Consider the following 12,859-nt stretch of genomic DNA (forward strand, 5'->3'; position numbering starts at 1 on the left):
ACAGGCGCCGGGCACGCAGGGCAGATAGTGGCTACGCTCGTCTGAATGAAGAAGACGACGGTTCTCGGAGTTGCTGCTGTTGCCGCGGCGACGGGGTGGGTGGCGCGAGCCGCATGGGGCATCCCGACGCAGATCGGGGCCTCGCGAAACACGGTGCAACCGTATGCGGCGATGTCCCCGCGATACCGGGACCGCCAGTTCCACAACTCGGAGCCCAGCAGCACACTGGTTCCGGGCACCGATGTCGGAATGTTCAAGTCGATGGCCACGCGAGGGTCGACGGGTCGGCCGCGTCGGCCGATTCCGTTGGCCACTCCGCTGGCACCGGCGGCAGCCGGCGACGCGGCGGTGACGTGGTACGGCCATTCGAGCGTTCTCGTCGAGGTCGACGGCTACCGCGTTCTCGCCGATCCGGTGTGGAGTGAACGCGTATCACCCTCGGCCACAGTAGGTCCCGCACGCATGCACCCCACTCCGGTGGCTTTGACCGAACTGCCTGCAGTGGATGCGATAGTCATCTCTCACGATCACTACGACCATCTCGACATGGCTACGGTCAAGACCCTGACTCGTACACAGACCGCTCCGTTCGTCGTGCCGATCGGTATCGGTGCGCACCTGCGGCACTGGAAGGTGCCCGAGAACCGGATCGTGGAACTGGACTGGGACGAGTCGACCAAGATCGGCGACCTGGTCCTCACGTGCACGGAGGCTCGTCACTTCTCCGGTCGTGGCCTTGTCCGGAACACGACCCAGTGGGCGTCGTGGGTATTCGCCGGGCCGAAGCACCGGGTCTTCTTCGGTGGTGACAGCGGATACACATCACGTTTCGAACAGCTGGGTGAAACCTATGGGCCTTTCGATCTGACGCTTCTCCCCGTCGGTGCGTACGACGTGCGCTGGCCGGACATCCACATGAATCCGGAAGAGGCAGTGCAGACGCACATCGACCTCAACAAGGGCGACGGGTCGCGCGGTGTCTTCGTCCCGATTCACTGGGCGACGTTCAACCTCGCGTTTCACTCGTGGTCGGAGCCGATCATTCGCCTCGACGAGTCGGCTGCAGATGCGGGCACAACAGTGTCGGTCCCGATGCCGGGCGGCAGGATCGACGCGTTGTCACCGACACCGCCGTCGAAGTGGTGGATACCGCTGGGCTGAGCGGCGAAGTGTCGCGGACGTGGTTGCCTGTCGAGTCGCACCCTGATTAGTTGCTCCGGGTGCGTAATCTTTGACCATGGCTCACGAGCACACCAGTTCAGAAGAGACAGCAGTGGCGGTAGCGCCTGAGCGATTGCCGGACGACGTCGACGTCGCCCGCGGTCTGACCGCCGATCAGGTTGCAGCAAGGATCGCGTCGGGACAAACCAACGATGTACCGGACCGGGCGTCCCGCTCGGTCAAGGACATCATTCGCGGCAACGTCTTCACTCGCATCAACGCGATCCTGACCGTGTTGTTGGTGATCGTGCTCGCGACGGGTTCGATCATCGACGGCATGTTCGGACTGCTGATCATCGCGAACAGCGGTATCGGCATCATCCAGGAGATCCGCGCCAAGCGCACGCTCGACGCTCTGGCCATCGTGAGTCAGGCCAAGCCCATGGTCAGGCGTGACGGCGTCGCCGTGGCGATGGCGCCCAAAGATGTTGTGCTCGACGATATTATCGAACTCGGATCCGGTGACCAGATAGTCGTCGACGGTGAGGTGGTCAGTTCGGCTGCACTCGAGGTCGACGAATCGCTGCTCACCGGTGAGGCCGATCCGGTTCACAAGGCGAGTGGCCAGCAAGTGTTGTCGGGCAGTTTTGTTGCCGCGGGCAGCGGTGCATACCGCGCCACCAAGGTCGGCGGCGATGCATACGCGGCCAAGCTGGCCGAAGAGGCGAGCAAGTTCACCCTCGTGCATTCCGAACTGCGCAGCGGCATCGACAAGATCCTGAAGTTCATCACCTACCTGATGATTCCGGCGGGTGCGCTGATCATCTTCAATCAGCTCTTCACGATCGGCCTGCCGATCCGACCGGCACTCAACGGCATGGTGGCAGCTCTGGTTCCGATGGTTCCCGAAGGCCTTGTGCTCATGACGTCCATTGCATTTGCGGTCGGTGTGATCCGGTTGGGCAAGCGCCAGTGCCTCGTTCAGGAGTTGCCGGCGATCGAGGGTCTGGCTCGTGTCGACGTGGTGTGCGCGGACAAGACCGGAACGCTGACCGAGAACGGTATGCGGCTGTCCGAGGTCGACGTCGCACCGGGTGGATCGGGGGAGACTGCGGTCAAGTCCGCGTTGAGCGCGATGGCCGCGTCCGACCCTCGCCCCAACGCGAGTGTCCTGGCGATTCGCGAGTCTCTCTCCGACGACTCCGGGTGGGGCGAAGCGACAGCGGTGGCGCCGTTCTCCTCGGCGAAGAAGTGGAGCGGCCAGTCGTACGGCAGTCACGGCAACTGGGTACTCGGTGCCCCGGACGTGCTGCTCGATCCCGACTCGGAAATGGCCCGCAAGGCCGAGGAAGTGGGTTCGAGCGGACTTCGTGTCCTCATGCTCGGCAGCAGCGACCTCCCCGTCGACGACGCCGACGCCCCTGGCACCGTCACCCCCGAAGCTCTGGTCGTGCTCGAGCAGAAAGTGCGCCCGGACGCCCAGGAGACGTTGGAGTACTTCGCCAGCCAGAAGGTCGCGGTCAAGGTCATTTCCGGCGACAACGCGGTTTCCGTCGGCGCCGTTGCCGGATCCCTCGGACTCGAAGGCGGCGACCGTCCCATCGACGCGCGAGAGCTGCCGAGCGATCAGGAAAAGCTGGCGGACACTCTCGACGGAGCAACGACGTTCGGTCGAGTGCGACCGGATCAGAAGCGGGAAATGGTCGCGGCCTTGCAGTCTCGCGGACATACCGTCGCGATGACCGGTGACGGCGTCAACGACGTGCTCGCCCTCAAGGACGCCGACATCGGAGTCTCGATGGGGTCGGGCAGCCCGGCTACCCGAGCCGTGGCCCAGATCGTGCTGCTGGACAACAAGTTCGCGACGCTCCCGTACGTCGTCGCGGAAGGCCGCCGAGTGATCGGCAACATCGAGCGTGTGTCGAATCTGTTCCTGACCAAGACCGTCTACTCGGTGGTGCTTGCGTTCCTGATCGGCATTACCGGCGTCCTGTCCCAGGTCTTCGACTTCGAACCGCTGCCGTACCCGTTCCTGCCCCGCCACGTCACGATCGCAGCGTGGTTCACGATCGGTATCCCGGCCTTCATCTTGTCTCTGGCACCCAACAACGAGCGCGCGCGAACCGGTTTCGTCTCGCGCGTGATGCGTCTGGCGTTGCCGTCGGGCCTGATCATCGGCATCACCACGTTCATCTCCTACGTATTGGCTTACCAAGGCCCGGACCAGACGGAAACCCAGAAGATCCAGGCCGGAACCAGTGCGCTCATCACGTTGATCATGATCGCCGTGTGGGTTCTGGCCGTCGTGGCTCGGCCGTACGTCTGGTGGAAGCTCGTTCTGATCGGCGGGTCGGTGGCCGGATACCTCATCCTGTTCGCGCTGCCGTTCACCCGCGAGTTCTTCAAACTGGATCCGAGCAACGTCGCTGCGACGACGCTCGCGATCACCCTCGGCGCGATCGGCGTTGTACTCGTGGAACTCTCGTGGTGGATCAGCGCACGCCTGCACGGGGAGAAACGAAAGATGTTCGCGACACCTGACGACCTGCCCGGCGAGCATCACCATGCCCACAGTGAGTGAGTAGTTTCAGCGCCTGAACATCTGCACCCAGGCAATGCGATCGCCGCCGCGCTTCTTGGCTCGGTACATCGCATTGTCTGCGTGCTCGATCAGTTCGTTGACAGCCCGATCCGGTAAGTCCGTCTCGGGACTCAGATAGACGCTGACGCCGGTACTGGCGGACACAGGATAGGGATCGGAGTCGGACGAGACCGCCGAATGTATCTCGGTGGCGACCCGCTCGATATCTCCTCGATCGACTCCGCGCAGGACGACGAACTCGTCTCCACCGATTCGAGCCACCACCGCATCGGGTCCGGCGGCAGCGAGGAGGCGGTCGGCGACAGCGGTCAACGCGTCGTCGCCCGCGACGTGGCCGTGTGTGTCGTTGAGGTTTTTGAACGAGTCGACGTCGATGAGTAGTGCGATCAGAGCCTGCGTTCGATCACTGCGCAGCAGATGCTGTGCCTCGTCCTGGAGTCCGCGGCGATTGAGTGTCGCGGTGAGGTAGTCCCGGTGGGCGTTGCGTGCGTCGTCGGTCAGGCGCAGCCAGACGATCTGCAGAATCCATGCGGTGGAGAAAACCACACCGGCAACCATCAGATAGAGATTCACGACCACCCAGTCGTCGTTGACCGGCTCGGACATCGCCATGGCAGCGAGCGTCGTGCAGACAGCAAGAGCCCAACCGATGTGGCTGATGGCAACGCGAGGGCTGTGAACTATCGCCGCATAGAAGCCGATCATGATGAACAAGATGCAGCCGATGGTTCCGACGAAAGCGGTGCGCACGGCGAAGAAGAGAGTGACGGCGAGCCACAGGTCGGCCCAGACGACAAAGGCCACGGATTGTCGCCAAGTTGGCCACGATTCATTACGCGCCCAGCGGTAGCCCGCATAGGCGCCACTGATAGTTCCGAGGGCGAAGATCGACCGCGCCAGGGCGGTGTCGGAACCGAAGCGGCTCAACTGCATGGTCGCCGCGATCAGGGCGAAGAGAAAACACCACACCGCGACTAATTTGCGTCCGGGAACGGTCAGCCCGCGAGTGTCGAGGAATCGGGGGAGCCAGGTGTAATCGGTGCGATCCGACCACCACCGGGACAGCAGTTCACGCGTGGGGTAGGGGTCGCTCCCCGTCCCGCGCAGTCCTGCATTCAAACCGGGCACCTGTCGATGTCGATGGGTGGTCAATCAGCTATTGGCGGGTTAACGCTACCTCGAGTTGCGCACGGCTCGAACGCACGGACCTGCTTTCTGGCGCAGAGGCCGTCGACCTGTGAGAATCGAAGGGCGCGGAGGAACGATTCCGCCGAAGGATGTGCGTCAGCACCGGGAGAGGACACGGACATGGGTTTCTTGGACAACGTCAAGGGATTGGTCGAAAAGGGCCAGGAGCTCGCAGCGGAGAACTCCGACAAGGTTCACGACGCTATCGACAAGGTCGCCGACATCGCCGACGACAAGACCGGCAACAAGTACGGCGATCAGATCGACAAGGCAGCTGAGGCCGCCAAGAAGGCTGTTCCCGAAAAGCAGTAATACCGGATTCGGCATACCGTTTTTCGGTAGCACCGTTGCTCAGGGGCCCGTCACCGAAAAGGTTGCGGGCTTCTGTGCGTCCGCTGGGTGAACTCCCAGGGTCGGCGGGCAGAATGAACGCGTGAACTTCACCTGGATTCTGCTGGTCGTCATTGCCGCCATCGCAGTCACCGGGCTGTCCAATCGACGAAACCTGCAGGCTCCGCTGGTTTTGGTGACGGTAGGTTCGGTCGCATCCTTCATACCCGGTATGCCGCGGCCGGAACTCGATCCCCACGTCATTCTCGGTGTGGTCCTGCCGCCGCTTCTCTACTCGGCCGCTCTGAAATTCTCGGTGGCGACCTTCAAACGCAACTTGGCCCCGATCTTGCGCCTCGGCGTCGGAATGGTGTTGGTGACGGCGTTCGTGGTTGCCTTCTTCTCCGAATGGATGGTGCCCGAGTTCACGATCGGCGCCGCCCTGGTGCTCGGGGCCGTGATCGCGCCGACCGACGCCGTCAGCGCGGTGGCGGTCGGTCAGAAGCTCGGGCTCCCGAAACGGGTGATCGCCATCCTGACGGGCGAGGGGCTCGTCAACGACGCCACCGCGCTCACGCTCTTCACCGTCGCCGTCGCAGCAGTGACCGGAACGCGAATTGCCACCGATTCGCCCCTGTTGTTCTTCGCGTACGAAGTGATCGGCGGCGTTGTCGTCGGCTTGGTGCTCGCGTTTGTCGTCAAGTTCGTTCGTGCCCGCATGTACGACTCTCCACTGGAAACCGGCTTGGGGTTGGTGCTTCCGTTCGCTGCCTACCTGGCCGCCGAAGAACTACACGCGTCCGGTGTTCTGGCCGTTGTGGTCGCTGGTCTGGTGATCGGGCACTATTCGACGGACGCGTCGATCATGACGCGATTGCAGGAGCGCTCGGTGTGGTCGAGCCTGGACACTCTTCTCGAGATGTTCGTCTTCGCATACATGGGGCTCCAGCTGAGCTTTGTGATCGACGATGTTGTCGCCGACGGACTTCCGGTGCTTCACGTGTTCGCGTACGGTCTCGCAGTCCTGGCCGTTGTCATCGTGATTCGGCCGGTGTGGCTGTTCCTGAGCTACTCGCGTGTGCGATTCGGTGTAACCCTGCGCCGTGATCGCGAGAATCAACTGACGTGGAAACAGAATCTGGTGGTCTCGTGGGCGGGAATGCGCGGCGTCGTCACTCTTGCTGCGGCCGGCGGTATCCCGTTTGCACTCTCGTCCGGCGAGCCGTTCCCCGGACGCGGCGTCATCCAGGCGATCGCGTTCATCGTCGCGGTCGGGACATTGCTCATCCAGGGATCTACCTTGCCGTTCATGATCCGTCGCCTCGACGTCGCGGATCCTTACGAGCAGTTGCGCACGCAGGAACAGATGGAGTTGGCCCGCAACATTTCTCGCAAGGCGGGAGAGAAGGCGTTGGCAGACGCGGCCGCGCACCCTCCGCCGGGGATCGACGGGAAGGAACTGCAGGCGATCGTCGAACGCGTACGACGCTCGATGCAGGCGAGGCTTCAACTCCAGGAGGTCGACGAGGACGCCGATCGCGAGGCCGCCTTGTGGAATGCGGGAGCTCTGTTCGACAAGTTCCGGCATCAGTCACTGCGCTCGCAACGAGTTGCGCTGATCGCCGCACGTGACGACGGAGATCTCGACGACGAGGTATTGCGTACCGTATTGGAAGGACTCGACATCGAAGAGGCCGCAGCAGAGGAACGTGTCAGGCGTCGCCGAGCAGGTAGCGGTGCGGGCAAATAGAGGGGAACACTGCGTATGACTGTTCGGAGTTCGAGGGTTCGCGCAGTCTGGGGAGTCGTGGTGGCGAGCGCACTTCTCGTGAGCGTCGGCTGCGGATCGGATGCCTCGCCGGATGTCTCCGTCACCGACACCTCGACCACGACAACCCCGTCGGTCGAGAGCAGTGCGCAACGTGGCGTCGTGTTCGACAGTGAACCCTTCACCAGCACAGCCGAAGTGGCGGCGTCCGGAGCAAGCGCGGTGAAAATCCTGTACGGCTCCACCTCCGGTATCGACGGCCGAGAGACTCAGGTGTCGGGAACGGTGTTCACGCCGCCTGGAACTCCGCCGGAGGGCGGTTGGCCGATCGTCTCCATCGGCCATGGCACGACGGGTATTTCGGACGACTGCGCGCCGTCGGCCTCGCCGACCCTGTTCGGCACGATCGGCCTGGTCGCGCCGTTCCTCGACTCGGGATACGTGGTCGCTGTCTCCGACTTCGAGGGCCTCGGCACTCCGGACCCGCATCCTTACCTGCAACCGGACACCGCGGCGTTCAACGTCATCGACGCGGTTCGAGCGGCGCGCAACGTCGTTCCGGACACCTCGACTCGTTGGGCAACTCTGGGGCTGTCCCAAGGCGGGCAGGCATCCTGGGCAGCAGCCGAGGAAGCCGACACCTACGGCGACGGACTCGAATTCGTCGGTGCAGCAAACCTGTCCCCGGCAGCGGACATCTCGCCGATCATCTCGAGTGATTCCGAGGTGAATCTGTCACTGCCTCAGCAACTGCTGCTGCCCTATGTACTCGAAGGGCTGTCCCTCACCCATCCGGACCTCGAACGAACCGACTACGTGCGCGGCGCATTCGAGCAGAACTACGACCTGCTCACCTCGTGCCTGACCGCTCGGGCGACGGAGAAGTTGGGTCTGGTCGGAAAGGTGACGCCCGCCGACACGCGGCCGGCCACCGCCGAGGATGCGGACCGAATTCACGCGTGGCTCAGCGATGTTGCTCTTCCCCGTCAACGCGCGAGCGGTCCGATGTACGTAGTCGTCGGTACCAACGACAACCTGATCCGTCCGGAATGGACCGAGGCGGCAGTCGAACGCGCCTGCGCCGACGGTGACGTCATCGAATTCCAGGCGCGACCGGGTGAAGGTCATGCGGACGGCGCCGCTGTGCCGGGAGCTGTCGCGTGGGTGAAGGATCGATTTGCAGGTGTTCCGGCACCGAATACCTGCGGGTCGTGAATCGATGACGCCGTTGGAGCGAATCCGCGCTCTTGCACTGGCATTGCCGGAGGCGACCGAGCGGGTCAGCCACGGTGAAGCGTCGTGGTTCGTGCGCAAGGCGCCGCAGTTCGTCACCATGGCAGATCACCACCACGACGATCGCGTCGCGATCTGGGCCGCGGCCCCACCTGGGGCGCAGGCAGATTGGGTCAGTCGTGACCCGTCGAGGTTCTTCGTCCCTCCGTACGTGGGTGGCCGGGGATGGATCGGCGTGTACCTCGACGTTCCGAGTGCCGACGAGACCGAGGACGAGAAATTCTGGAACGACGTAGCCGACGTCGTCGAAGATGCGTACCGCACGGTGGCTCCGAAAACACTGATACGGAAACTGGACGAGGACTCGCGGTGAGTCCGGCCGTGGTCGCGCTTCTCAGCGTGCTGATTCTCGCAGTGGCCGGGGCGCTGACGGCTGTGTGGATGCGCACCAGACGTGAGGTGACCACCCCCACCGAACGTGCCGTCCATGCCGCTCTCCATACGGCTTCGCTTGCCGCGCGGCCACTTCGGCGTGGACTCGACGAGAATTCGGCCGCCGAGGCGGCGCCTCACCTACGTGAGCTGACCGGCGGCTCCGGTCTGGGCCTGGCAGACGCGTCGGGAAACCTGTTGGCGTGGGACGGCCGTCACGAAGCGTTGTCCGAACAATTCCACGACGCCGCCATTCGTGCGATCGAAGGCGAACGCCGGGTACTCGTCACGCACTCGGACCTGGTGCGCGGACCGAGCGATCACCATGTGCGAGCGCTGATCGCTCAGCCCCTGCTGATCGAGGACATCGGCGTGGTCGGCGTACTGGGAATCGTCACCAGCGAGGACCCGTGGCCGGGAATGCTCGGAGCGGTCACCGAGGTGGCACGATATGCCTGCAGTCAGATCGAACTCGCCGACCTCGACGCGTCCAGAGCCCTGTTGGATCGAGCCGAAGTGCGTGCCCTGCGCGCACAGATCAGTCCTCATTTCATCTACAACGCGCTCAACACGGTCGCATCGTTTGTTCGAACCGATCCGGCGCGGGCCAGAGAACTGATCCTCGAGTTCGCGGACTTCACGCGGTACTCGTTCCGATCTGCGGGTGAGTTCACCCTGCTTGCCGACGAGCTGCGCAACATCGATCGTTACCTGACCCTCGAACGCGCGCGATTCGGGGAGGCTCTGAACGTCCGCCTTCAGATAGCACCCGAAGTGCTCAACGTGGTTCTTCCTTTCCTTGCCCTCCAGCCGCTGGTCGAGAACGCGGTTCGTCACGGCATTTCGAGTAAGCCGGAGGGCGGGACCGTGAGCATCGTGGCTGCGGACGAGGGACCGGACTGCATCATCAGCGTCGAGGACGACGGTGTGGGGATGGACCCCGAACTACTGCGCTCCGGTTCGCTCGACGCCATCGAGTCGGGATCGGGGCGACCCAGCGCACGAGAAGCTGCTCACGTCGGTTTGGCCAACGTCGACGACAGACTTCGTGCCGCGTTCGGCAACGACTACGGACTCGTGGTGGAGACAGCGCCGGGTGCCGGTACGAAGGTCAGCATGCGTGTTCCCAAGTTCAAGCAGGGTATTCACGTCTGATTCTCGCCTTCGATGATCAGGCTGAAACCGTCGTGGGAACATGGACCTGTTGTGAACGAGACTGACACTGATGCCCAGCTGACCGTCCTTGCCGTCGACGACGAGAAACCAGCCCTCGACGAGCTGGCCTTCTTGCTGCGCGCCGAGGACTCGGTGGCGCACGTTCACACGGCATCGGATGCGACGACAGCGTTGCGGATACTGCGCGGTGGAAGCATCGACGCGGTGTTTCTCGACATCAACATGCCCGGACTCGACGGTCTCGAACTGGCAGGCATCCTCTCCAATTTCGCGACGCCACCGCCCGTGGTGTTCGTGACAGCGCACGACGATCGAGCGGTTGACGCATTCGATCTCGGCGCCGTCGACTACCTACTCAAACCGCTCCGGGAGGAGCGTCTCGCTCAGGCCGTTCAGCGGATCGTGGGGCTGGCCGGGCGCACCAAGAGTGAGAGCAAACCCGAAGCTGCGCCCACGGACGAGGTGATCCCGGTGGAACTGGGCGGTGTCACGACGCTCGTTCAGCGTTCCTCGGTGGAGTGGGTGGAAGCCGACGGGGACTACGCGCGTTTGCACACCGCTGGAAAGTCGCACCTGGTGCGCATCCCGATCTCGACGCTCGAATCACGCTGGGCCGACGCGGGCTTCTTGCGTGTGCACCGCTCCTACCTGGTATCTCTGGCGCTGGTCACCGGCATCCGAACCGTGGGCAGTGGATTGGTGGTCTGTCTGCGCCCGCACGGCGACAAGCCTCCCGTCGAGCTTCCGGTCAGTCGCAGACACACCCGTGAACTCAAGGATCGACTGGTTCGTGCGCCCAAGCAGAGTTGGTTGTCGCGGTGACGTCGCAGTCCGATCCTCCGCAGCGTGAGCGCGTTGTGTTGGCGCAACGTAGTGGCGCACGGATCGTGCGAACACGGGTGGAGGTGCAGGAACAGACCGAAGTCGGTGACGCCATGATCCGCGGTCTCGTTCGCGCGCAGTTGGGACTGGCGATTCGCCTTGCCGTCGTCGCAGCCGGGCTCCTGTGTGCGGTGCCGCTGCTGACGCATCTCTTCCCGACGCTGTCGGAGGTCGCGGTCCTTGGCATCCGGTTGCCCTGGCTCGTGATGGGCGGCGCCGTGTATCCCTTGCTGTTGACGACCGGTTGGGTGTTCGTGCGTCGTGCGGAGCGAAACGAGCAAGACTTCAACGACATCGTGGACGACTGAGCGCGGCACTGTGGGAGGACAACCTATCCCGGTGTTGACGGTGCTCGGCATCGTGGCAGCAGCTGTCGCGACGGTGGCTATCGGAATCTACGGCGTTCGGCTCGCTCGTACCACCTCGGACTTTCTCGTCGCGTCCAGAACCGTCAGTGCGCGGTGGAATGCGACGGCCATCTCTGGCGAGTACCTCTCTGCTGCTTCGTTTCTCGGTGTTGCGGGGCTGGTCGCCAAGTACGGCGCCGACGCACTCTGGTATCCCATCGGCTTCACCGCCGGATACCTCGCCCTGCTGCTGTTCGTCGCAGCGCCGCTTCGGCGTTCCGGTGCGTATACCGTCCCCGATTTCGCCGAGTTCCGTCTCGGCTCACCGCGATTGCGCAAGCTCGCGATGCTCGTGGTCGCGATGGTGTGCATCCTGTACCTGATCCCGCAGTTCCAAGGCGCGGGACTGACGCTCAATATCTTGCTCGGGGTTCCCAGTTGGATCGGCGGCGTAGCGGTCGGGGTCATCGTCATCGCCAACGTCGTCGGCGGCGGGATGCGCTCGATCACCTTCGTTCAGGCCTTCCAGTACTGGCTGAAACTGACTGCCGTCGCGATTCCCGCTGTGGCACTGACCTTCTACTTCTTCGGCGATCACCACGACGTCGGCGCGTCGATGCCGCCGACGGTCACCACTGCGACGACCGTCGACATCACCACCGACGTCGTCGTCCAGGTGTCCGAGCCGGTGACGGTCAGCGGCGGCACAGTCGACGGGCGAGCGGTCGAAGGCACGATGACCCTGGGGCCGGGGGAGCACACTCTCGGTGAAGGCATGTCCATGGTCCTCGACGCGGGAGCCGCTGTCCCTGTCGTCGCCGGAGCGCCCGCGCAGAACTCTGACTGGATCACCCCGGGTTGGGGTTTCGGTGGGCCGCACCCGATGTACCAGGTGTACTCGCTGATGCTCGCGACCTTCCTCGGAACGCTCGGCCTTCCTCATGTTCTCGTCCGGTTCTACACCAACCCCGACGGCCGGGCAGCCCGTCTGACGTCGCTCGCCGTTGTCGGTCTGGTCAGCGTGTTCTACCTGTTTCCGACACTCCTCGGTGTTTTCGCTCGACTGTACGTCCCGCAACTTCTGATCACCGGCACCTCTGACGCGGCGGTGCTGCTGTTGCCGGGCTCGGTGTTCTCGGGGTGGGGCGGACAACTGCTGGCAGCCCTCGTGGCGTCCGGTGCCATCGCCGCTTTCCTGTCGACGTCGTCCGGATTGCTCGTCAGCATCGCCGGCGTCGTCAGTACCGATGTTCTCCGTGGTCGAGTTCGAGACTTCCGTATTGCAGCGCTACTGGCCGGGGTCGTTCCTCTCGTGCTGTCGCTGGCGGTGGTGTCGGTCGACCTCTCGAGAACCGTCGGTTTGGTGTTCGCAGTCGCTGCGTCGACGCTCTGCCCACTGCTCGTATTGGGTATCTGGTGGCGCGGTCTGACTGCCGTCGGCGCGGGGGCGGGGATGGTTGTCGGTGGATGTGTTGCGGGCACTGCCGCTACTGTCGCCGTCCTGGGTGGTTTGTCGGAGGACGTCCTCGGTGGCTGGCCGGCAGCCATTTTCGCGTTCCCGGCCGCGGTGAGCGTGCCGCTGGCGTTCCTCACGATGATCGTCGTGAGCAAGGTGTCGTCGAAGCAGATACCGGCAGATATTGCGCGAATCTTCACGCGGATGCACGCCCCGGAACGGCTCGGAATGGGCTCCGATCGCGAAGACGATCTCCGCCAACCCTGACTTTCACCGCCCGAACC

The 12,859-nt window shown here is 63.7% G+C and carries 11 protein-coding genes; 10 read left to right on the plus strand and 1 reads right to left on the minus strand.

Annotated features, from left to right (window positions below; genetic code table 11):
* The first annotated feature begins 45 nt into the window (after window positions 1-45).
* Window positions 46-1,161 (plus strand): MBL fold metallo-hydrolase, encoded by a 1,116-nt coding sequence (locus tag AC1Q61_RS04550; protein ID WP_081558270.1) that lies wholly within the window; start codon window positions 46-48, stop codon window positions 1,159-1,161.
* A 76-nt stretch (window positions 1,162-1,237) separates the two neighbouring features.
* Window positions 1,238-3,742: a cation-translocating P-type ATPase gene (locus AC1Q61_RS04555; protein ID WP_003940410.1), complete on the plus strand. Its 2,505-nt coding sequence runs from the start codon at window positions 1,238-1,240 to the stop codon at window positions 3,740-3,742.
* Window positions 3,743-3,748: 6 nt separating this feature from the next.
* Here AC1Q61_RS04555 and AC1Q61_RS04560 read toward each other — a convergent pair whose 3' ends face one another.
* A complete protein-coding gene (locus tag AC1Q61_RS04560) occupies window positions 3,749-4,891 on the minus strand; it encodes a GGDEF domain-containing protein (RefSeq protein ID WP_042451115.1) in 1,143 nt (380 codons plus the stop codon).
* A gap of 180 nt (window positions 4,892-5,071) precedes the next feature.
* Here AC1Q61_RS04560 and AC1Q61_RS04565 point away from each other — a divergent pair, with 180 nt between their 5' ends.
* The 8 genes from AC1Q61_RS04565 to AC1Q61_RS04600 all read left to right on the plus strand — a co-directional run bounded on the left by AC1Q61_RS04565 (window position 5,072) and on the right by AC1Q61_RS04600 (window position 12,842).
* The gene (locus AC1Q61_RS04565) at window positions 5,072-5,263 is read left to right on the plus strand and encodes an antitoxin (protein WP_003940164.1); all 192 of its coding nucleotides are present in this window, start codon (window positions 5,072-5,074) and stop codon (window positions 5,261-5,263) included.
* 121 nt (window positions 5,264-5,384) lie between these two features.
* On the plus strand, window positions 5,385-7,031 hold the full coding sequence (locus tag AC1Q61_RS04570; protein WP_042451113.1) for a Na+/H+ antiporter: 1,647 nt from the start codon (window positions 5,385-5,387) through the stop codon (window positions 7,029-7,031).
* Between the two features lie 15 nt (window positions 7,032-7,046).
* On the plus strand, window positions 7,047-8,264 hold the full coding sequence (locus AC1Q61_RS04575) for a lipase family protein (protein ID WP_050654687.1): 1,218 nt from the start codon (window positions 7,047-7,049) through the stop codon (window positions 8,262-8,264).
* Window positions 8,265-8,268: 4 nt separating this feature from the next.
* Window positions 8,269-8,655: an MmcQ/YjbR family DNA-binding protein gene (locus AC1Q61_RS04580; protein WP_042921394.1), complete on the plus strand. Its 387-nt coding sequence runs from the start codon at window positions 8,269-8,271 to the stop codon at window positions 8,653-8,655.
* The gene (locus tag AC1Q61_RS04585; RefSeq protein ID WP_030534943.1) at window positions 8,652-9,869 is read left to right on the plus strand and encodes a sensor histidine kinase; all 1,218 of its coding nucleotides are present in this window, start codon (window positions 8,652-8,654) and stop codon (window positions 9,867-9,869) included. Before AC1Q61_RS04580 ends, AC1Q61_RS04585 begins: the two co-directional genes overlap by 4 nt.
* Window positions 9,870-9,920: 51 nt before the next feature.
* Window positions 9,921-10,712, plus strand: a complete 792-nt coding sequence (locus AC1Q61_RS04590) for a LytR/AlgR family response regulator transcription factor (protein ID WP_003939723.1) — start codon at window positions 9,921-9,923, stop codon at window positions 10,710-10,712.
* Window positions 10,709-11,080: a membrane protein gene (locus tag AC1Q61_RS04595; protein ID WP_003939880.1), complete on the plus strand. Its 372-nt coding sequence runs from the start codon at window positions 10,709-10,711 to the stop codon at window positions 11,078-11,080. The genes AC1Q61_RS04590 and AC1Q61_RS04595 overlap by 4 nt, the downstream gene beginning before the upstream one ends.
* Before the next feature lie 10 nt (window positions 11,081-11,090).
* The gene (locus AC1Q61_RS04600; RefSeq protein ID WP_030534942.1) at window positions 11,091-12,842 is read left to right on the plus strand and encodes a sodium/solute symporter; all 1,752 of its coding nucleotides are present in this window, start codon (window positions 11,091-11,093) and stop codon (window positions 12,840-12,842) included.
* Window positions 12,843-12,859 lie beyond the last annotated feature (17 nt).

Source organism: Rhodococcus sp. MPR-R1B (genome assembly GCF_058793255.1).

Bases quoted from the DNA above. Each gene is read 5' to 3' on its own strand.
- AC1Q61_RS04580 (WP_042921394.1), top strand. From the start codon at position 8,269: ATGACGCCGTTGGAGCGAATCCGCGCTCTTGCACTGGCATTGCCGGAG.
- AC1Q61_RS04565 (WP_003940164.1), top strand. From the start codon at position 5,072: ATGGGTTTCTTGGACAACGTCAAGGGATTGGTCGAAAAGGGCCAGGAG.
- AC1Q61_RS04550 (WP_081558270.1), top strand. From the start codon at position 46: ATGAAGAAGACGACGGTTCTCGGAGTTGCTGCTGTTGCCGCGGCGACG.
- AC1Q61_RS04555 (WP_003940410.1), top strand. From the start codon at position 1,238: ATGGCTCACGAGCACACCAGTTCAGAAGAGACAGCAGTGGCGGTAGCG.
- AC1Q61_RS04575 (WP_050654687.1), top strand. From the start codon at position 7,047: ATGACTGTTCGGAGTTCGAGGGTTCGCGCAGTCTGGGGAGTCGTGGTG.